General features: G+C 74.4%; 19 protein-coding genes and 4 pseudogenes. 10 read left to right on the top strand and 13 right to left on the bottom strand.

Annotated elements, in window-relative coordinates:
• Positions 1-3: 3 nt before the first annotated feature.
• The gene (locus tag ACFQZ6_RS00680) at positions 4-999 is read right to left on the bottom strand and encodes an aldo/keto reductase (RefSeq protein WP_381604354.1); all 996 of its coding nucleotides are present in this window, start codon (positions 997-999) and stop codon (positions 4-6) included.
• A 133-nt stretch (positions 1,000-1,132) separates the two neighbouring features.
• On the opposite strand from ACFQZ6_RS00680, the gene ACFQZ6_RS00675 reads away from it, so the two are divergent.
• Complete coding sequence (locus ACFQZ6_RS00675; RefSeq protein ID WP_381604353.1) at positions 1,133-1,981, top strand: helix-turn-helix transcriptional regulator; 849 nt, start codon at positions 1,133-1,135, stop codon at positions 1,979-1,981.
• Positions 1,982-2,000: 19 nt separating this feature from the next.
• Here ACFQZ6_RS00675 and ACFQZ6_RS00670 read toward each other — a convergent pair whose 3' ends face one another.
• On the bottom strand, positions 2,001-2,540 hold the full coding sequence (locus tag ACFQZ6_RS00670) for a DUF2087 domain-containing protein (RefSeq protein WP_381604352.1): 540 nt from the start codon (positions 2,538-2,540) through the stop codon (positions 2,001-2,003).
• Between the two features lie 119 nt (positions 2,541-2,659).
• Between ACFQZ6_RS00670 and ACFQZ6_RS00665 the strand changes: the two genes are divergently transcribed.
• The 6 genes and pseudogenes from ACFQZ6_RS00665 to ACFQZ6_RS00640 all read left to right on the top strand — a co-directional run bounded on the left by ACFQZ6_RS00665 (position 2,660) and on the right by ACFQZ6_RS00640 (position 8,303).
• Positions 2,660-3,073 carry a signal peptidase I gene (locus tag ACFQZ6_RS00665; protein ID WP_381604351.1) on the top strand — a complete coding sequence of 138 codons (414 nt, stop codon included), beginning with the start codon at positions 2,660-2,662 and terminating at the stop codon, positions 3,071-3,073.
• Positions 3,074-3,272: 199 nt separating this feature from the next.
• On the top strand, positions 3,273-3,878 hold the full coding sequence (locus ACFQZ6_RS00660) for a lytic polysaccharide monooxygenase auxiliary activity family 9 protein (RefSeq protein ID WP_381604350.1): 606 nt from the start codon (positions 3,273-3,275) through the stop codon (positions 3,876-3,878).
• 195 nt (positions 3,879-4,073) lie between these two features.
• Complete coding sequence (locus ACFQZ6_RS00655; protein ID WP_381604349.1) at positions 4,074-6,191, top strand: acyltransferase family protein; 2,118 nt, start codon at positions 4,074-4,076, stop codon at positions 6,189-6,191.
• A 48-nt stretch (positions 6,192-6,239) separates the two neighbouring features.
• Positions 6,240-6,425: pseudogene (locus ACFQZ6_RS00650) on the top strand (alpha/beta fold hydrolase); the annotation flags it as partial.
• 127 nt (positions 6,426-6,552) lie between these two features.
• Positions 6,553-7,473, top strand: a complete 921-nt coding sequence (locus ACFQZ6_RS00645) for an NADP-dependent oxidoreductase (RefSeq protein ID WP_381604348.1) — start codon at positions 6,553-6,555, stop codon at positions 7,471-7,473.
• Positions 7,474-7,556: 83 nt separating this feature from the next.
• Positions 7,557-8,303 carry a VOC family protein gene (locus ACFQZ6_RS00640; RefSeq protein ID WP_381604347.1) on the top strand — a complete coding sequence of 249 codons (747 nt, stop codon included), beginning with the start codon at positions 7,557-7,559 and terminating at the stop codon, positions 8,301-8,303.
• 19 nt (positions 8,304-8,322) lie between these two features.
• Here the strand turns inward: ACFQZ6_RS00640 and ACFQZ6_RS00635 are convergent, their stop codons facing one another.
• From ACFQZ6_RS00635 to ACFQZ6_RS00600, 8 genes and pseudogenes are all read right to left on the bottom strand, one after another.
• Positions 8,323-8,850, bottom strand: coding sequence for a gluconokinase (locus ACFQZ6_RS00635; RefSeq protein WP_381604346.1), 528 nt, complete (start codon positions 8,848-8,850; stop codon positions 8,323-8,325).
• Positions 8,847-9,422, bottom strand: coding sequence for a hypothetical protein (locus tag ACFQZ6_RS00630; protein WP_381604345.1), 576 nt, complete (start codon positions 9,420-9,422; stop codon positions 8,847-8,849). The genes ACFQZ6_RS00635 and ACFQZ6_RS00630 overlap by 4 nt, the downstream gene beginning before the upstream one ends.
• A gap of 268 nt (positions 9,423-9,690) precedes the next feature.
• Positions 9,691-10,062: pseudogene (locus ACFQZ6_RS00625) on the bottom strand (trehalase-like domain-containing protein); the annotation flags it as partial.
• Between the two features lie 197 nt (positions 10,063-10,259).
• Positions 10,260-11,068, bottom strand: a pseudogene (locus tag ACFQZ6_RS00620) (universal stress protein).
• Between the two features lie 36 nt (positions 11,069-11,104).
• Positions 11,105-11,737: a hypothetical protein gene (locus ACFQZ6_RS00615; protein WP_381604344.1), complete on the bottom strand. Its 633-nt coding sequence runs from the start codon at positions 11,735-11,737 to the stop codon at positions 11,105-11,107.
• A gap of 110 nt (positions 11,738-11,847) precedes the next feature.
• On the bottom strand, positions 11,848-12,588 hold the full coding sequence (locus ACFQZ6_RS00610) for a Type 1 glutamine amidotransferase-like domain-containing protein (RefSeq protein WP_381604343.1): 741 nt from the start codon (positions 12,586-12,588) through the stop codon (positions 11,848-11,850).
• Complete coding sequence (locus ACFQZ6_RS00605; protein WP_381604342.1) at positions 12,585-13,187, bottom strand: DUF998 domain-containing protein; 603 nt, start codon at positions 13,185-13,187, stop codon at positions 12,585-12,587. The genes ACFQZ6_RS00610 and ACFQZ6_RS00605 overlap by 4 nt, the downstream gene beginning before the upstream one ends.
• 48 nt (positions 13,188-13,235) lie before the next feature.
• Positions 13,236-13,613: a DUF1330 domain-containing protein gene (locus ACFQZ6_RS00600; RefSeq protein WP_381604341.1), complete on the bottom strand. Its 378-nt coding sequence runs from the start codon at positions 13,611-13,613 to the stop codon at positions 13,236-13,238.
• Between the two features lie 212 nt (positions 13,614-13,825).
• Between ACFQZ6_RS00600 and ACFQZ6_RS00595 the strand changes: the two genes are divergently transcribed.
• From ACFQZ6_RS00595 to ACFQZ6_RS00585, 3 genes are read left to right on the top strand one after another with little or no spacing between them, the layout of a single operon-like run.
• Positions 13,826-14,284: a hypothetical protein gene (locus tag ACFQZ6_RS00595; RefSeq protein ID WP_381604340.1), complete on the top strand. Its 459-nt coding sequence runs from the start codon at positions 13,826-13,828 to the stop codon at positions 14,282-14,284.
• Positions 14,285-14,340: 56 nt separating this feature from the next.
• The gene (locus tag ACFQZ6_RS00590) at positions 14,341-14,784 is read left to right on the top strand and encodes an OsmC family protein (protein WP_381604339.1); all 444 of its coding nucleotides are present in this window, start codon (positions 14,341-14,343) and stop codon (positions 14,782-14,784) included.
• A 59-nt stretch (positions 14,785-14,843) separates the two neighbouring features.
• On the top strand, positions 14,844-17,036 hold the full coding sequence (locus ACFQZ6_RS00585; protein ID WP_381604338.1) for a hypothetical protein: 2,193 nt from the start codon (positions 14,844-14,846) through the stop codon (positions 17,034-17,036).
• Positions 17,037-17,052: 16 nt separating this feature from the next.
• Here the strand turns inward: ACFQZ6_RS00585 and ACFQZ6_RS00580 are convergent, their stop codons facing one another.
• From ACFQZ6_RS00580 to ACFQZ6_RS00570, 3 genes and pseudogenes are all read right to left on the bottom strand, one after another.
• Entirely contained in the window at positions 17,053-17,586 is a 534-nt protein-coding gene (locus ACFQZ6_RS00580; RefSeq protein WP_381604337.1) for a 2'-5' RNA ligase family protein, read from the bottom strand.
• Positions 17,587-17,781: 195 nt separating this feature from the next.
• Complete coding sequence (locus tag ACFQZ6_RS00575; RefSeq protein ID WP_381604336.1) at positions 17,782-18,639, bottom strand: hypothetical protein; 858 nt, start codon at positions 18,637-18,639, stop codon at positions 17,782-17,784.
• A gap of 109 nt (positions 18,640-18,748) precedes the next feature.
• Positions 18,749-19,714 (bottom strand): annotated as a pseudogene (locus ACFQZ6_RS00570) (hydroxyacid dehydrogenase); the annotation flags it as partial.

Genomic DNA, 19,714 nt, shown 5'->3' with positions numbered 1-19,714 from the left:
CCGCTAGTTCCCCACCCCGAGCTGGGACATGAACGCCGACGGGTAGCGGTCGCCGCGCGCCGCGCCCGGCGGGACCGCCTTCTCGATCTCCACGAGGTCGTCCGCGCCGAGGTCCAGCTCCAGCGCGGGCAGCGCCTCCGCCAGCCGCTCCCGGGTCCGGGCGCCGACCAGCGGCACGACGTCCTCGCCCCGCCCGGCGACCCAGGCGATGGCGAGCTGGGCGACGGTGCACCCCTTGGCGTCGGCGACCCGGCGCAGCGCCTCCACCAGGCCGAGGTTGTGCTCCACGTTCCCGGCGGTGAACCGTGGGCTCATCGCGCGGGCGTCACCCGCGCCGGCGCCGCGCCCGGCCGACCAGTGCCCGGAGATCAGACCCCGGCTCAGGACGCCGTACGCGGTCAGGCCGATGCCCAGCTCGCGGAGCGTGGGCAGCACCTCCGCCTCCACGGCGCGGGAGATCAGCGAGTACTCGATCTGGAGGTCCGCCACCGGATGCACGGCGTGCGCCCGGCGGACCGTCGCCGCGTCGACCTCGGAGAGCCCGAGGTGGCGCACGTACCCGGCGTCGATCATCTCCTTGACCGCGCCGACCGTCTCCTCGATCGGCACCGCGGGGTCGAGCCGCGCGGGCCGGTAGACGTCGACGTGGTCGGTGCCGAGCCGGGTCAGTGAGTAGGCCAGGAAGTTCTTCACCGCCTCGGGACGGCCGTCCACCCCGCCGAACTGGGGGCCGGGCCCGCGCAACATGCCGAACTTGACGCTGAGCTGGTAGCTGTCGCGGTCCCGGCCGCGCAGCGCCTCCGCGAGCAGCAGCTCGTTGTGGCCCATGCCGTAGAAGTCGCCGGTGTCGAACAGCGTGACCCCGGCGTCCAGCGCGGCGTGCACGGTGGCGACGCTCTCGGCGCGGTCGGCCGCCCCGTACGCGCCCGACATGCCCATGGCGCCCAGGCCGAGGGCGGAGACGGCGGGGCCGTGGCCGCCCAGTGAACGCATCCGCATCAGGTTCTCCTCTTTCGCTGACTCGTGGGTTCGCCACCCACGATGGGCGCGCGCCACGGCTCGCGGGAGAGGAGGGTTTGTCCAGGGAGCGCCGCTCCCTGGATGGCCCCGCCGCGGCGGGGGACGATGGGGTATGCAGCGTGACCAGCTCGCCGACTTCCTGCGCCGCCGCCGCGAGGCGATCCGCCCGGCCGAGGTCGGCATCGTCGACGGCCCGCGCCGCCGCACCAGCGGACTGCGCCGCGAGGAGGTGGCGATGCTCGCCGGGGTGTCGGTGGACTACGTCGTACGCCTGGAGCAGGGCCGCAGCAGCCAGCCCTCACCGCAGTTGCTCGGCTCGCTGGCGAGGGCGCTGCGGCTGTCCGACGACGAGCGGGACCACCTGTTCCACCTGGCCGGTCACCGACCCCCGCCCGCCGACGGGGTGGCGAGCCTCGCCCGTGCCGGGCTGATCCGCATGTTGGACCTGCTCGGGGACGTCCCGGCCCTGGTCCTGTCCGACCTGGGCGAGGTCCTCGCGCAGAACCGGGCGGCGCTGCTGCTGAGCGGTGACCTCACCCGCTTCACCGGCGACCGGCGCTACATCGTCTACCGCTGGTTCACCGACCCTCAGGCCCGTGCCGTCGCCCCGCCCGAGGAGCACGAACACCGCGCCCGCCAGTTCGTGGCCGACCTGCGCGCCACGGCCGGACGCCGCTCCGGCGACCCCACGGTCACCCGGCTCGTCGAACGGCTGAACGCCGCGAGCGCCGACTTCCGGCGGCTGTGGGCCGAGCACGAGGTGGCGGTCCGCCGCGCCGACCGCAAGACCATGCTGCACCCCCAGGTCGGCCCGCTCCTCATGGACTGCGAAACCCTCGTCACCCCCGACCAGCGCCAGCAGCTCCTGGTCCTCACCCCCGCCGACACCGAGACCCGCGAGCGCCTGGACCTGCTGCGCGTCGTCGGCGTGCAGGAGTTCCCCACCGCGGGCCCGCCGTGACCGGCACGAGGGAGGCGGCTCACTCAGCCGGACGCCAGTACACGCCCTCCCGGCGGTGGAGATGGTGCAGGTCGACCAGGTAACGGCGCAGGGTGACGTGGTCGAGCGTGCCGCCCTCACACCAGGCGCGCAGCCTGTCGTTGACGGCGGCCTCCGGATAGTCGACCCCCGGCTCGAACGCGCGCTCCGCGACGTACCGGAGGACCAGCTTCTTCCGCGTCCACTGGGCGGGGAGCCCGACCAGCCGCCCGTCCCGCACGAACGTGCGCAGTACGGCGTCGACCTGCGCGTCACCGGACCCGAACTCCTCGCCGGGCGCGGACGCGGCGCCCTCCCGGGCCCGCTGCCGCAGGTACCGGTAGGCGACCGTGAGCCCGGCACCGTCGCGCGTGACGACCTGCCGCTCCTGGAGCCGCAGCAGCGCCACCGCCGCGTCCTTGGCCGACAACTCGGCCCGGCTCGCGACCGCGGCGGGCGTCGTCGCCCCCAACGCCACCGCCGCGAACGCCCGCACCCGCTTCTCGTCAGCGAACAGCCCCGCCAGATCGTCGGCCGTCATGAGCGGTACTCCCTGTCTGTGTGCGTCGGCCGGTGCCGATACCGGGCACGATGATGCCGGGTGGGGGCGGCGAGCGCCCGGCATTATTCGCCGGGGGCCGGGTGTTAGCCTCCCCGTACATGGACGAACGTGTGTACGTGGGCAAGGCCGGTGCGGACGCGGCGCTGGACCGGGGGTGGCTGCTCGGGCACTTCAAGGATGCGGGCGATCCCCGGCACAGTGACGCCGTGGAGATCAAGTGGGGCACGCATCCCAAGGGCGACACCCGCGCCGAGTGGGTGCGCGGGGAGTGCCGTACCGCCCTGCTCGTGCTCATCAGCGGACGGTTCCGCGTCGAACTGCCCCACCGCAGCGTCCTCCTGGCCGAGCAGGGCGACTACGTCGTCTGGGGCGAGGGCGTCGACCACTCCTGGTTCGCCGAGGAGGAGTCGGTGGTCCTGACGGTGCGTTGGCCCTCGGTTCCCGGCTATGCGGTGAGCGACGGGGTCGGCACGGGCGTCGCCGCCGCGCCGTCGGCCACTGAACGGCCGTAATGCACGCCAGGCTCCCTGCTCACCACCCGCCTCCGTGATCAACTATGTCTGTTTCATTGACATTTCATTCAGACGACCTACCGTTGGGAGCGCTCCCAAAACCTGTGACACTGGAAGGAGTTCCCCCCACATGCGCAACCAGAGTCCGTTAACCGGGCGGTCGCGGTCGTCCCTCCGCAGGCCTCTCCAGGTGCTCGTCATGCTGTTCGCCGCGGTGGTCGGCGCGCTGGCCTGGTCCACCCCCGCCCAGGCTCACGGCACCATCGTCAACCCGGCCACCCGCGCGTACCAGTGCTGGAAGACCTGGGGCAACGACCACATGAACCCGGCCATGCAGACCCAGGACCCCATGTGCTGGCAGGCGTGGCAGGCCAACCCCGACACCATGTGGAACTGGATGAGCGCGCTGCGCGACGGCCTCGGCGGCCAGTTCCAGGCCCGGACGCCCGACGGCACGCTCTGCAGCAACAACCTGTCCAGGAACGCCAGCCTGAACAAGCCCGGACCGTGGAAGACCACCAACGTCAGCAACAACTTCACGGTCCAGCTGTACGACCAGGCGTCCCACGGCGCCGACTACTTCCGGGTCTACGTGAGCAAGCAGGGCTTCAACCCCCAGACGCAGACCCTGGGCTGGGGCAACCTCGACTTCATCACGCAGACCGGCCGGTACGCCCCGGCGCAGAACATCAGCTTCAACGTCAACACCTCCGGCTACACCGGACACCACATCCTGTTCGTGATCTGGCAGGCCTCACACCTCGACCAGGCGTACATGTGGTGCAGCGACGTGAACTTCGGCTGAGCCGGAGAGCGCCGCACACGGCACTGCCCGCGGCCGGGCAGCGGTAACCCGCCCGGCCGTCCAGGCCCCGTCGGGGCAGGGGACCCACGTGGTCACCCTGTCCCGCCGGGGCCTCCCCAGCTCCGCTGACGGGGGTTGCGCGGTGCTGTGCCTGGGATCACAGGCACACCCGGCCCGCCGCGGACAGAACAGTGCATGACGCACACCACCTCCCGCGCCGCCCTCGGCAGTCCTCCGCCGCGTTCAAGGGCAGTCGGTCCGAACACCGCGACGGCTCCGGCGAAGTCGGGGTTCAGGCCGGACATCCAGGGGCTGCGCGGGCTGGCCGTGTCGCTCGTCGTCCTGGCCCACGTGGGCGTGCCCGGGGTCACCGGCGGATACGTCGGGGTCGACGTGTTCTTCGTCATCTCCGGGTTCCTCATCACCACCGGCCTGCTCCACGAGGCCGACCGGACGGGCACCCTGTCCCTGCGCCGCTTCTACGCGCGACGCGCCCTGCGCATCCTGCCGTTGGCCACGCTGGTCCTGCTGGCCACCCTCGGCGGCTGCGTGCTGTTCGCCTCGAAGATCCGCCACGCGGAGCTGACCGGGGACGCCCTGTCCAGCGCCGCGTACGTGATGAACCTCGACCTGGCGGTCACCGGCACGGACTACCTGCGCGAGGGGCAGGCGCCGAGCCCCTTCCAGCACTACTGGTCCCTGTCCGTGGAGGAGCAGTTCTACCTGCTGTGGCCCCTCCTGCTGCTGAGCGCGGTCAGGATCGCCCGGCGGCGCCCCCTGGTACGCGCCCTGCCGCTCCTGACGCTGTGCGCGGTCTCCTTCCTCCTGGCCGTGCACACGACCGCCGCCTCCCCGTCCTGGGGCTACTTCGGGCCGCACACCCGCCTGTGGGAACTGGGCTGCGGAGGGCTCCTCGCCTGCTGCGCCGGGGCCCTGACCCGTCTGCCGCGCTCCGTCGCCGCCGCGTGCGCCTGGCTCGGACTCGCCGCGATCGTCGCCTCGGCCGTGCTGTACGACGACCAGACACCCTTCCCCGGACACCACGCCCTCCTGCCCGTCCTGGGAGCGGCCCTGGTGATCGGCGGCGGCTGCCACCCCTCGCCGCCCGCCGCGTCCCGGCTGCTCGGCCTGCGCCCGGCCACCTGGCTGGGGGACGTCTCCTACGGCTGGTACCTCTGGCACTGGCCCCTGCTCATGCTCGCCCCCGACGCCCTGGGCCAGGAGGCCAGCCTGCTGCTCGGCGTCGAACTGAGCGTCGTAGCGCTGCTGCTGGCCTGGCTGAGCCTGCACCTCGTGGAGCGACCGCTGCGCGGCCTCGCCCCGCTGCGCCGCCGCCCCCGCGCGGCCGTCGCCTTCGGCGTGGGCCTGTCGGCGACCGCCGCCTGCGCGGCCCTGGTCGCGTCCTGCCTCCCCCCGGCCATCAGCACCGGCGTCGACGCCCCCGAACTGCGGCGGGCGCTGGCCACGGCCCAGGACCCGCGGGCCCGGCTGACCGGCCTGCTGGCCGCGCCGCCGAGCGGGCTGCCGGGCAACCTGTCGCCCGCGCTGCCGGACGTCAAGCACCAGGAGTCCGCCGTCTACCGGGACGGCTGCCACGTCGACTACGCCGCCGTCCGCTCGCCGGAGTGCCGCTACGGCGACCCCGTTGCCGAGCGGGTCGTCGTGCTGTACGGCGACTCCCACGCCGCCCAGTGGTTCCCCGCGCTGGACGCGCTCAGCCGACGCCACGGGTGGCGGCTGGTCTCCCTGACGAAGGCGTCCTGCAAGACCGCCGACGTCACCACCGTCCACCGGGGCCAGCCCTACACGGCGTGCGACACCTGGCGGGCCCACGCCCTGCGCCGGATCGCGCACCTGCGGCCCGCGCTGGTCGTCACCTCCTCCTCCGAAGCGGGCACCCCGGCCCACCGGCTGGACGATCCGCCGCGGGAGTGGACCGCAGGCTACGAGCGGGTCTTCCGGCGCCTGACCGCCGCCGCGGACCGGGTGGTCGTCCTCCTGGACAACCCGTGGCCCAAGGGCGACCCCGTCGAGTGCGCGGCGCGTCACCCGCTGCGGCTGCGGTCGTGCGAGCACCCCGCGCGTGAGGCGGTCCGGGACCCGGTGCGCCGTGAGGCGACCCGACGGGCGGGCCGTCACGCGGGCGCCGTGGTGGTGGACCCCCTGCGCTGGCTCTGCTCCGGGGGCGGGCGGTGCCCGGTGGTGGTGGGCGAGACGTTCGTCTACCGCGACGCCAGCCATGTCGCGGAGTCCTACGCCGCGGCACTGGCGCCGGTCTGGGAGAGGGAGCTGAACCCTTTCTTGAACGAGTGATCCAGATGCGATGCGGTCGGTTCGTGGCGAGAACCCGGGAGTTCGACAAAGCTGGACATCCCCGTTCTGGCGCTCGGCGGCTCCGCCTTCATCGGTGAACGCAACGCGTCCCAGGCGCGGCTCCTCGCCGACGACGTCACCGGTCACGTCTTCGACGCGGGCCACGACCTCGCGGAGGAGGTGCCCGACGAGATGGCCGCCGTGGTCCTGCCGTTCCTGGCGGCGCACCGGTAGCCGACGCCCGTCCAGCGGAATGGCCCAGCGGAGTGGGAGGCAAGTGGCCCAGGCGGCTGGGCCGCGTGCCTCCTACGGTGGACGGGCGACCCCCCGAACGCACCTCGGCACCATCCGAGGAAGCCCCATGCGCGCCATCACCGTCACCGACCGCGACGCCGGAGTCAGCGGCCTGACCCTCTCCGAGCTGCCCCACCCGCACGCCGCCGAGAACGACGTGATCGTGGCGGTCCACGCCGCCGGGTTCACCCCGGGCGAGCTGACCTGGCCAGCCACCTGGACCGACCGGGCCGGTCGTCACCGCACCCCGAGCGTGCCCGGCCACGAGCTGTCCGGCGTGGTCACCGAGCTGGGCTACGGCACCACCGGTCTGACGGTCGGGCAGCGCGTGTTCGGGCTGGCCGACTGGGCCCGCGACGGCTCGCTGGCCGAGTACGTCGCCGTCGAGGCCCGCAACCTCGCCCCGCTCCCGGCCGACGTCGACCACGTCACGGCCGCCGCGCTGCCGATCTCCGGGCTCACCGCCCATCAGGCGCTGTTCGACCACGCCCGCCTGGACACCGGCCAGAGCGTCCTCGTCCACGGCGCCGCGGGCGGGGTCGGCTCCCTCGCCGTGCAACTGGCCCGCGAGGCCGGTGCCCGGGTGATCGGCACCGGCCGGTCCGGCGACCGGGACACCGCCCTCGGCCTGGGCGCGGACGTCTTCGTCGACCTCCAGGCCGAGCGGCTGGAGGACGTCGGTGAGGTCGACGTCGTCTTCGACGTGATCGGCGGGGAGATCCTCGAACGGTCCGCCGCGCTGGTCCGGCCGGGCGGCACCCTGGTCACCATCGCCGAGCCGGTCACCGTCCGGCCCCGCGACGGGCGCGCCGTCTTCTTCGTCGTCGAACCGGACCGGGTCCGGCTGGCCGACCTCGCCCAGCGGGTGCGGGACGGCCGCCTCAAGCCGATCGTCAGCGATGTCGTGCCGCTCGCCGAGGCGGCCTCCGCGTTCACCCCGGACAAGCGCGCCCCCGGCAAGAGGATCATCCGCGTCACCGGGGAGTGAGGGGACGGGAGACGGCGCGGCGGTCAGGCGGCCGGGCGGTGAGGCCGCCGAGTGGTCCGGCCGACCCGCATATGATCATCCGCATGGCACTGCGACCCGTTCAGGTGAACATCAAGGCCCGCGACGCCGCGGCCATCGGCCGGTTCTGGGCGGAGGCGCTCGGCTGGAGCGCGTACAGCCCCGGCATGACCACGTACGTGGGGCCCGCCGGTGGTCTGGTCTGGCCGGACCCGGTCGCCCTCGGCATCGACGTCGTGCCCGTCCCGGACGGCAAGACGGCGACGAAGAACCGTACGCACCTCGACCTCGCCACCACCTCCGCCGCCCACCAGGCGGAACTGGTCGCGCGGTTGGAGGCGCTCGGCGCGGCACGCGTCCACGTGGGGCAGGGCGGCGACGTGCCGTGGACGGTGCTCGCCGATCCGGAGGGCAACGAGTTCTGTGTGCTGGAGCCCCGGGAGGCGCACCAGGACACCGGGCCGATCGCCGTCGTGGTCGTCGACTGCGTGGACCCGCGGGCCATGGCCCGGTTCTGGGGCGAGGCGATCGACTGGGAGCTGTGCGAGGTGACCGACGACCACGCGCTGCTGCGCTCGGCCGAGGGCGGCGGCCCCTACCTCGAGTTCCTCCGCACGCCCGACGTGAAGACGGTGCCGGACCGCATCCACCTCGACCTGCTGCCGTACCCCGGTGACGACCAGGCGGCCGAGGTGGCCCGGCTGCGGGCCCTCGGCGCCACCGACGTCGACCTCGGACAGGGCGAGGTGTCCTGGGCGGTGCTCGCCGACCCGGAGGGGCACGAGTTCTGCGTCCTCGCCGTGCCGTCCTGAGGCCGTGCGCCGGGCGGTGTCACGGGCGCGGCCACGGCAGCAGTCCCGCCGCCGTCTCGACGATCCGGTCCGGGCTCGCTGTGGCGTCCACCTCCGCGCCCCGCTCGTCCGGCCCGAGGGCGTCGAGGGCGGCGAGCTGGGAGTCGAGGAGGGCGGCAGGCATGAAGTGGCCGGGGCGGTCGCGGAGCCGTTCGGTGAGGGTGGCGCGGTCGGCGCTCAGCTGGAGGAAGAAGGCGGGCGGGCAGGCCGCGCGCAGCGTGTCCCGGTAGCGCCGCCGCAGCGCCGAGCAGGTGACCACGCCGCCGGTGCCCGCCGCGGCGCGCTCCCGCAGCCAGCGGCCGATGGCCGCCAGCCAGGGCGCACGGTCCGCGTCGGTCAGCGGTGTGGCGGCGGCCATCTTGGCGATGCTGGCGGGGGAGTGGAAGTCGTCGCCCTCCGCGAACGGCAGCGCCAGCCGGTCCGCGAGCAGTCGCGCCACCGTCGACTTCCCGCTGCCGGTCACGCCCGCGACCACCACACAGGGCGGCGCGGGAGGGTGCGAACTCATGCGCCAGCGCTCCCGACGGGTCCCTGGGAACCCGCCGGGTACTCCTCCAGCGGGACGAGATCACGCTCCCACGCCTCCAGGACGGGCGTGACGACCCGCCAGGACTCCTCGGCCTCGTCACCGCGCAGGGACAGGGCGGGGTCCCCGGCGAGGACGTCCTTCAGGAGACGGCGGTACGCGGGCAGGTGGGGCGGCTCCATCCGTGCCGTCAGGGACAGCGGGGCGAGCACCTCGGGGCGGGAGCCGATCGCCGTCAGGTCGAGGGTGAGGCCCTCGGGTTCCAGGCCGAAGCGGAGCACGTTGGGCCGGGCCTCGCCCCGGTGGCCGAACGGCAGGTGCGGCACGGAACGGAACCGCACCGCGACCTCCTTGCGGTCCGCGCCGAGGGCCTTGCCGCTGCGCAGCCGGAACGTCGTCCCCGACCAGCGCCAGTTGTCCACCTCCAGCACCACCTCGGCGTACGTCTCCACACGGCGCCGCGCGTCGACGCCCTCCTCGTCGGCGTAGGCGGGGACGTCCCGGTCCCCGATCCGGCCGGTGAGGTAGCGGGCGCGACGGGTGCGGCGTACCACGTCGTAGCATCGCGTCCGTGTCGAAGCGGTGGTGGCGGTGGAAGCGCCCCCAGGACAGCGAGAGGTCGAGGCGTTCGCCCTGCCGCAGGTCGTGGGTGGTGCGCAGGCCCGGCAGGGGGCGGTTGGAGCGCAGGTGCAGCCGCAGCTCAGGGCGGCGGGACGGCCGTATCTCCAGGCCGCTGAAGAGCGACCGGGTCTGGCCGCCGCCCCGGGGTTCCAGGTCCACGCGCAGGCGTACGGTGCCGTCCAGGACCCGGGCGCCGCGCACCAGTTCGGCCCGGTCGGCGGGGACGTCGTCGGTGAGGTCAGCGCCGGAGCGCAGGGCCAGCGCGTCGGTGACGCGGACCAGACCGGTGGGGCAGCGCAGGTCGGTCACCAGGACGCCGGTGTCGGGCTCGTACCGCTGCCGCGCCTCGACCAGGTCCTCCGGCGCGAGCGTGAAGTGCCCGCCGCGCGCGTGGTCGAGGAGGGCGCAGAAGACCGGCTCGGCGTCGAAGCGGGGCAGGCACAGCCACGGGATGGAGCCGTCCAGGCCGACCAGCGCGGTCGTCGCGCCGTCCCCGATGAGGCCGAGGCCCTCCAGCGGCAGGTAGCCCTTGCGCCGACGCGGGGGCCGGAACGGGGGATCGGGGTCGTGCATGGCGTCTCGCTTCCGGTCGGAGACGTTGAGCGCCGCTCCCAGGCTCAGCCGCTCACCTCACCCCGTCCACGCTCGCAGAGGCGGTGCGCACGCGCGACCGGAAGGTGCCGGAAGGTGTCATGCCCTCCCCGGTCACGCGACCGGAGGGTGTCACCGCCCTCCCCGGTCACGACCGGGGGCGTCATCGCCGTCCCCCGTCACGCCTCCCCGCGCACGACCACCACGGAACTGTGCGCGTGGTGCAGCAGCGCCTGGCTCACCGAGCCGAGCAGGAGACCGGTGAAGCCGCCGCGCCCCCTGGCCCCGACGACCACGAGCTGGGCGTTCCGGCTCGCCTCGATGAGCACCTCGCGGGTCTCCCCGCTGGCGACCTCGCGCCGGACCGGGACGTCCGGGTGCCGCTCCGCGTGTCCGGCGAGCGCCTCGGCCAGCAGCCGCTCCGGGCCCTCGACACCGGTACCGGCCGGGGCGTAGTCCGGCAGCCAGGCGTGGACGGCGACCAGCTCGGCGCCGCGCAGCGCCGCCTCGGCGAACGCGAACGCCACCGCCTTCTCACCGGCCGGGGAGCCGTCGACGCACAGCACGACGGACCGGCGTCGGCGGACTCCTCGCGGGCCACCATCAGGGGGCACCGGCAGTGCGCGGCCAGCGCCGCCGCCGTGGAGCCCAGCAGCACGCCCATGACGCCGCCCATCCCGCGCGCCCCGACGACCAGCAGCTCCGCCGCCCGCGACTCCGCCTCCAGCACGGACACCGTGTCGCCGGGCACCATGGCCTCGGTGACCTCCACGTCCGCGGCCACGCCGCGGGCACGCTCCGCGGCCTCGCTGACCAGGCGGTTCAGCGGCGTGGTGTCCAGCGGCGCGTACCGGGGCCGGACCGGCCAGTTCAGGGCGTACACCACCCGCAACTCCGCGCGCCGCCGCCGGGCCTCCCCGGCGGCCGTCTCCACCGCGGCGTGACTCGACGACGAGCCGTCCGTTCCCACCACGACCAGGTTGCCCATCACTCCTCCAGGGCTCGGTTCGGCCCGCCCGTGACGTCAGTACCGCTGCGCCTGGGCGAGCCGGGGCGTCAGCCGCGCGTCCGCGGGCTGTCGGCTGAAGGCGATGGGTTGCTCCTTCTCGCCCGGTTCGAGGTCCTCCGCGCCGACGAACCTCGTCTCGACGACCTTCCCGGAGGTGTCCTCGAAGTCGACGCGCACCGCGTACGACGCGGTGTCGTCGGTCTTGTTGGTGATCGTGACCAGGGCGGCGAGCAGCCCACTGGTCTCCTCCCTCGGCAGGCCCTTCATGCCGACCTCGGAGAGGGCGTTGCCGCGCCCCTTGACGTCCTTCAGCGCGTCCTCGGCGGCGGCGCTGGAGCGGGCGGCCTCGGCCTCGACGGACGCCTCGAACTCGGAGGCGCGCGCGGACGCCGAGGAGGCCGCCGCCGACGCCGAGGCCCGTGCGGAGGCGATCGCGGACGCCGCCTTGGAGGCCAGCGCGGAGGGCGGTGTCCCGGACAACGACGCCGTGTCGGGGGCGCTGGTCGTCGGCGGGGGAGTGGAGCCGGAGTCACCGTCGCCGCCACCGCACCCGGTGAGGGCGGCGACGGTCAGGGCGCAGCCGAGCGCCGCCATGACGACGGCTCGGCGGCCGGTCCCGTTCCGGGGGCCTGGGTGGGGTCGCGCCATCCTGTTCGTCCTTCGCGCCGGGCCGGATCGATCCCGTTCATCGTCGGCGCGGCGCGGGCGGGGCGCGATTCGGCGTGGGCCGTTCGTAGCGCGCGCCCGAGAAGGTGGCGCTACCCGGGAGGGGCGGGCAGCCTGCGCGGCTCGACGCGTTCCTCCACCGCCCGGTCGCCCTCGCGCCGGACGATGTAGGCGCCCTTGCCCGGCACCTCCGCCACCGCCTCCACCAGCTCCGTTCCCCGGTACACGAGGCCGACGCCGTCGTCCGTGCAGTGCGCCGTGGGCAGCGTGCCGTCCGCGACGAGCCGGTGGATCAGGGGCCGACGGCCCGCGTCGACGTCGTAGTGGACGCCGTTGCCGTACGGCAGGAAGCCCAGCGCGTCGGTGACCGGCCGCAGTTCGGGGCCGTACGAGTCCGTGGTGCCGCCCTGGAACCAGCAGATGGAGCCCGCGCTGACGCCGCTCAGCACCACCCCGGCCTGCCAGGCGCGGCGCATGACGGCGTCCAGGCCGTGCACCCGCCACACCGCCAGCAGGTTGGCGACCGAGCCGCCCATGACCCAGACGACGTCGTGGTCGAGGACCGTGCCCTCGACGTCGTCCAGGTTGGGCATGGGGAACAGGTGCAGCGGGGTGAGGTCGAAGCCCGCGGTCCGCGCCGCCTCGGTCATCCGGGTCGTGAAGTGCTCGGCGTCCCCGATCGCCGTGCCGACGTACAGGATGCGGGGGCGGCGGCCGTGGACGCCGGACAGGTCGACCGCGTGGTACACCAGCGCGTCGAACATCACCCGGGCGCGCGTTCCGACGCGGTGCCCGCCGGAAGTGGCGACGATGGTCGGTTCCGATGCCGTCATGGCCATGATCGTATCGGCGGTGTGCGGTGGCGCAGGCAGGAGGTCACCACCACGAAGGGCCACAGGGACTGGGCCGACGTCACGAACCGCTCCGCGACGCCCGCCGCGCCCTGCTGGTGGGCCTCGACCAGGAACCACAGCGCACCGGCGCCCATCAGCGCCGTCGCCGCGAGGGCGGGGGCCGGGCGCAGCGCCCAGGGCGCGGTCGCGGCACGGTGGGCGGCCAGCACCGGCCAGACGGCGAGCAGCAGGAAGCCGACCGCGGCGACCGAACCGTGCCGCAGGGAGCCCCCGCTGCTCGGCGTCGGCAGCAGGGCCACCACCAGCGCCGCCACCCCGCCGCCGCCCAGCGCCACCCGTCCGGCGGGCGCGGCGGCACGCAGTCCCCACGCGGTGAGCAGGTGGCAGACGCCCAGCGCGAACAGCGCCCCGGTCATCACCCAGAACCCGGCGGAGCCGTAGGCGGCCAGGACGCTGATGGTCTGGGAGACGGGATCGTAGGCGGGCCCTTCGAGCCGTCCCGCGATCGCCCAGCCCGCGATGAGCAGGACAGGCGCGCAACCTGAGGTGAGCAGGGCCCATCTGGGGACAACTGGCATCAAGTCACCATAAAGGACGCGCCTGCCGGTTCGTGCTCCGGACGCCCGTCAGCCGGTGCCGCGGCCGGTCCAGGGGGCGGTCGGCTGGAGCACCGCCTCGGTGAGGGCGCGCGTGCGCAGCGCGGTGATCTTCTGGTACTCCGGGTCGGCCACCATGCGGCTGAACGCCTCCCGGCTCGGATAGCGGACCAGCAGGACCGCGTCCCAGTCCTGCCCAGGCTCGGCGACCAGCGCCGGGCAGCCGTCCCCGGCGTAGAGCAGCTCACCGCCGTACCGCTTCAGGAACACGGCGGCCTGCCGTGAGTACTCCGCGTACAGGGCGCGCCCCTCGGGGGCGAACCGGAGCAGGTTGAGCATGACGACGGGCTCTCCCGGGTCCGTCGCGGCCAGGTGCGCGAGAGCCGCTCCGGTGGGGTCGACGGCCATGGTGGTCTCCTCGTCGGCATCGTGAAAGGCGTCATCGTGAAAGTCGGCATCGTGAAAGGGGCGGGTGCGGCAGCAGGCTAGAGGGTCACCGCCCGCCGTGCATACCACCCGGTCGGTCTGGGATTCCGGTGCGGTCACACGACCACGCCCGCGCATCCGCAGGGCAGGCGGTACGGTGGCTGTCCGGACGTGCGGCGAAGGGGGCCGGGGGAGTGGAAGCGGAGTTACTGGCACTGGCCGCCACGGGCGCCACGACCGTCGTCCAGCAGATGGCGACGGACTCCTGGACGCGGGTACGTGACCGCGTCGCCGCGTTCCTCGCCCGCCGGGGCGGCGAGGAGGACGCGCTGGCGGGGGAGTTGGAGACCTCGCGCCGTGAACTGACGGCGGCGCTGGCCTCCGGCGAGGAACAGACCGCCGCGGACGTCGAGGCCGAGTGGCGCGTCCGGCTGCGGCGCGTGCTGCTGGCCGACCCGCGCGCCGCCGCCGAACTGCGCGCCCTGCTCGACGAGCTGACGCCCCAGGGGAACGTCCAGCGGGCCGGGGACGTCCGCAACACGATCACCGGCGGTGTGCAGCACGGCCCGGTGATCCAGGCGGGCAACGTCGGACCGGTCACCCTCGGCACGCCCATCGCCCCCGAACCGCCGCACCAGGAGCCCGGAACCTGACACCGCGGGCTCCGGGACACCGTGACCACCCCGCCGACCGCGTTACTGTCGACTCCATGAGCGAGAACTCCGAGCGTTCCGTCGTCGTCGAGCGCACCAGCACCGGCCACTACGTGGCGACCAACGTCCGCGGCGGCACGATCCGCTTCGGTACGGCCTCCGACGCCGGGCCGGACGCCGAGTTCACCCCCGTCGAACTGCTGCTCGCCGCGATCGGCGGCTGCACCGCCGCGGACGTGGACGTCGCCACCACCCGGCACGCCGAGCCCACGGAGTTCTCCGTGGCGGTGGCCGGGGACAAGGTCAGCGACGACCTCGGCAACCGCATGACCAACCTCAAGGTGACCTTCACCGTCACCTTCCCGGAGGGCGACGAGGGCGCCGACCGGGCCCGCGCCATCCTGCCCCGCGCGGTGCGGACGTCCCACGAGCGACTGTGCACCGTCAGCCGCACCGTGGAGACCGGCACGCCCGTCACCACGACCGTCAAGGACGCCTGACGAGCCCCGCCGCGCGCCCACGCACCATCACGGCGGACGACCGGACGGCCATCGCACGCGTGCTGCGCTCGCGGTGGCTGCGTCCGCTGGCGTGGGCCGTGGCGGTCCTGAGCCTGACCACCCTCGCCGTGTCGGCCGTCGCCCGCGGCACCGTCCTCAACCCCGGCTTCTACGGCGCCGCCCTCGCCGACGAGCACGCGTACCAGCGGTTCTACGACGAGGTGCTGGTCGACCCGCGCCACGCCCGCCTCACCAGCGACCTGCTGGGCCGCCTGCCCGTGGCGCGGTCCCCGCTGACCGCGAACGTCAAGGTCGTCATCCCGCCCGAGACGCTGCGGGCGATGACCGAGCGGCAGATCACGGAGGTGGTCCGCTACCTGGAGGGCGACCGGGACAGGCTGCGCCTCACGGTCGACCTGGCGCCGCTCGTCGAGAACGTCGAGACGCTCAGCCAGACCTACTTCGCCGACGCCGTCGCCGCCGCGCAGCAGCGGCCCGAACCCGACTTCGCGGCGTTCGTCGACCGCCTGGCCCGGACCGCGGAGGAACTGGTCGCGGGCCGGGCCCCGGCCACGGGACTCCCGGCGCTCGCGCTCTCCGACGAGCAGGCGGAGTCGGCCACCAGGACGCTGCTGGGACTCGTACCGCGGGACGAACGGGCGCGGCTGCGCCCCGAGGTGGCGGCGGCCCTGCGCGGCGGGGACGTGGACTCCGCCCTGGCGGCGATCGCCCCCGCCGCCCTCTCCGACCGCAACCGCGCCGCCGCGGCGGACCTCTTCCGGGAGGCGGGCGGACGCACCTGGGTCATCACCACCGACCTCGACCCGCCCGGCGACGTCCTCGCCCCGGTGCAACGGGCGCGCTCCGTCACCCGGCTGGTCCAGCACGTGGTGGAACCGCTCGCCGCCGTGCTGGCCGCCCTGTGGTGCGCGGCCCCGCGCTCCACCCGGCTCTCCCCGCCGCGGCCCCTCGCACGGCGGCTGACCCCGCTGGGCTGGGCGCTGGCGGCGGCGGGCGCGCTGACGGCGCTGGGCGCGCTGCTCCTCCGGCTGGCGACCGGAGGCGGACCGCTCGTCACCGCGCCGTCGTCATGGTCGCCGTCGGTGGCCCGCCTCGTCGAGGACGTCGAGATCACCGCCGTGGACCGCCTCCTGACCACCGCCACCGTGATCGCCCTGTGCCTGCTCGGCGCGGGCGCCCTGCTCGTCAGCGTGGCCTGGGCGTGGCAGACCAGGCCCCGGCTGGCCACGCTGTCCGCCCGCACCGAGCACCGGCGCGGCCTCACCCTCACCACCGTCGCCTCCGCGCTGGCCCTCGCCGGAATCAACCTGGCCCCGGTGACGTTCGCCGGGTCGGCCCCTGACGTCTGCCAGGGCAGCTCCCGGCTGTGCGACCTCCGCTACGACGACACCGCCCACCTCGCCTCGCACAACGCGATGGCCAGCACGGCGGACCGGTTCATCGGCCCGCTCCAGGACCCGGACGTCATCGGCCAGCTCAACGCCGGGGTGCGCGCCCTGCTGCTCGACACCCACCGCTGGGAGCGCCCCGAGGAACTGGCGGACCGGCTCAGCCGCTCCGACTTCTCCCCGGCCCTGCGCGCCCAGCTCACCCAGGCGCTGGCCCGCGCCAACCCGCCCCGTCCGGGGCTGTGGCTGTGCCACTCGGCCTGCGGGGCGGGCGCCACCGAACTGGTGCCCACGCTGCGCCGGATCGGGGACTGGCTGCGGGACCACCCCACGGACGTCGTCACCCTGATCGTCCAGGACGGCATCAGCGCCCGCGACACCGCCCGCGCCTTCACCGAGGCGGGCCTGACGGACCTGCTGTACGCACCGGCGGCGGACCCCTCCCAACCCTGGCCCACCCTGGGGGACATGGTCGACAGTGGCCGCCGACTGGTGGTCTTCGCGGAGCAGGCCGACGGCCCCGCGCCCTGGTACCGGAACTTCTACCGCTACGGCATGGAGACGCCGTTCGCCGTACGCAGCCCCGACTCCTTCACCTGCGAGCCGAACCGGGGCGGCACGGACAAGCGCCTGTTCCTGCTCAACCACTTCGTCACCGCGGGCGGCGGCCGACGCCTGGAGGCCGGTGTCGTCAACTCCCGCCAACGGGTCCTGGACCGGGCCCACGCGTGCGAGCGCCAGCGCGGGCGCCCCGTCACCTTCGTCGCCGTGGACTACGTGACCGTGGGCGACGCCCGCGCGGCGGTGGACGCCCTCAACCTGGAGCGGGCCGAGGGCGGCTGACAACCGCGGCGGGCGTTCAGGCGCGGGGCTCCAGCACCTCCAGGGCGCCGGTCTCGGTGTCGTAGCTGCGCAGGGTGGTGAGCTGGAGCGACAGCGGCGGCGTGGGCAGCAGTCCGGGGATGCGCCGGTCGGTGAAGGCGCCGGTGCGCCGGGTGCGGCCGAGGGTGACGTGCGGGTTCCAGCGGTCGGGCGCGTGCAGGGGGTTGAGGGTTCCGAACGGACTGTCGCTGACCACCGCGTCCCACACCCGGCGGTGCAGCCCGGTCAGCTCGGGGTCCGGGTCCAGCGCCCAGGCCAGCACCGAGGTGGGCCGCTCGAAGCGGATCAGGCCCGTGCAGCGCACCGGCAGCGGCAGCGCGGCGGCCACCTCCGCGAGTGCCCAGCGGATCGGACCCGTCAGCTCCGGGCAGGCGGCCAGGGTGAGGTGCGGGCGGTTGGTCGGTGAACGGTGCCGCGCCTGACTGGGCAGCCCCGCGTCCGCCAGCCGCCGCCAGGCCTCCCGGACCGCCAGCTCCGCCGCCTCGTCCAACAAGACCTCGACCGTACGCACCGCCGCAGCCTACCGGCCACTTCCCGTGGCCCTGCTCGCCCCTCGCCCACCGGACGGCCGTGCACCCGGCGTCGGATGGGCCGGGCCCGACAACAGCTCCACCAGCGCGGCCCCCCGAGCGGTCAGCCGCTGGCGCACCTCACGGCCGTAGCGCTCCCGCTGGAGCAGACCGGCCGCCTTCAACTGCTCGCAGTGTTAGGTGATGGTGCTGGCCCCGGTCTGGAGGACGCGGGCCAGCTCGCTGACGGTCGCGGGCGGTTGCACGGAGCGGAGCACCGCCGCGCGCACGCCGCCCAGGAGCTGGGTGAGGCCGTCCTCGCGCGGGGCGGGCGGGCGCCCCGGTGAGCCGAGGCGCCCCAGCCCGGGCAACGGGTAGCTGAACCAGACCACGTCGTCGCGGTCGACGTTGTGCATGGCGGGCGTGGTCCCGGAGGCGACGGGGACCAGGACCAGACGGCGACCGGCGAGTTCGAGGACGTCCCGCTCGCACGGCAACTCCAACGCCCCCTCCACGAAACGCACCCTGGAGCTGAGGCCGGTCAACACCGCGTCGAGGTTCCGGCTGACCACCGCGGAGCCCACCCGCTCGGTCTCCTTGCCCAACAGGGTGTCCGCCCGCTCCCATAAGGGCTCAAGGCGCCGCCACGCCGCGCTGGCCACCTCGTGGTAGGCGGCGAGGAAGCGCCCGGGGTCGTCCAGCACGCGCTGCCAGACCCGGGGCGGCGCGTCGCCGTAGTGGCGGAGCACCTCGTCCGTGAGGTGCTCGGGGTTGGTGTCCCGCAGTTCGGACAGCACGGTCTCCATGTGGGTGGCGCGGACGTCGCAGGCGAGCGCCAGCCCGTCGGGGAGCCAGCCGTACCCGGGCCCGAACACCGGGCGCACCACGTCCGCCGAGGCGGGCAGGACCGAGGCCACCGCCTCCCGCCACCGCCGGGGCACCCCGTGCCGGGCGCCGCCCAGCACCTCGTGCAGCACGGGGAACAGGGTGGCGCCCGGGCTGCGGGCGACCTCGACGTGCACCTCGTCCAGCGGACCCAGTAAGAGACGACTCAACGACAGCCCCCGTGATGAGTGGAACCCCTGCTGCGGCGTGCTGTGGCAGCTCAACACGATCCAGGCGCGCGTCATTCCCCCGAGCGTCGCCTCACGCGGCTCGTGGGGTGTCCTCGGCGCCCCCCACGACGTCGTTCACCGCGTCCGGTACGGGCTGGCCCGTCAGGGCGAGGCGTACCGACTCGGCGGCGGCGACGCCCGCCTTCTCCTGGGCCTCCGTGGTGGCGGCGCCGAGGTGGGGGGTGACCACCACCTGGTCCAGGGTGAACAGGGGGGAGTCGGTGCACGGTTCGGTCGTGAAGACGTCCAGGCCCGCGCCCGCGACCCGGCCCTCGGTCAGCGCCGCGTACAGCGCCCGCTCGTCCACCACGCCGCCGCGCGCCGCGTTGATGACCCGCACGCCGGGCTTGACCCCGCGCAGGGCCTCCTCCCCGATCAGTCCGACCGTCTCGGCGGTCCTGGGCAGGTGCACGGTGAGGAAGTCGGAGACCTCCAGGAGCTTGTCCAGCGGCAGGGGCTGTGCCCCCGCCCGCGCGGCCCGGGCGGGGTCCACGTACGGGTCGTGGGCCACGATCTCCATGCCGAAGGCGGACATCCGCTGGGCGACCAGCGTGCCGATGCGGCCGAGGCCGACGATGCCGAGGGTCTTCCCGGCGAGTTCGACGCCGGTGTACCTGCTGCGCTTCCACTCGCCGTTCCTCAGCGCGGCGTTGGCCTGCGGGATGGTGCGGGCGGTGGCGAGGATCAGGCCGCAGGTCAGCTCGGCGGCGCTCACGATGTTCGCGGTGGGGGCGTTGACGACCAGGACGCCCGCCTCGGTGGCGGCGGGCACTTCCACGTTGTCGAGGCCGACCCCGGCGCGGGCGACGACCCGCAGTCTCCGGGCGGCGGTCAGGACCTCGGCGTCCACCCGTGTCGCGGAGCGGATCAGCAGCGCGTCCGCCTCCGCGACGGCGGACAGCAGCGCGGCGCGGTCCGTGCCGTCGCAGTGCCGGACGCGGAAGGCCGGGCCGAGCGCCTCCACGGTGGCGGGGGACGTCTCTTCGGTGATCAGGACTAACGGTGCGGTGGTCAT

Origin of the sequence: Streptomyces flavalbus, from assembly GCF_042674625.1 — a bacterium.
Taxonomy (GTDB): Bacteria; Actinomycetota; Actinomycetes; order Streptomycetales; family Streptomycetaceae; genus Streptomyces; species Streptomyces flavalbus.
The sequence above is the reverse complement of the archived record's forward strand: the minus strand, read 5'-3'. Positions and strand labels throughout refer to the sequence as shown.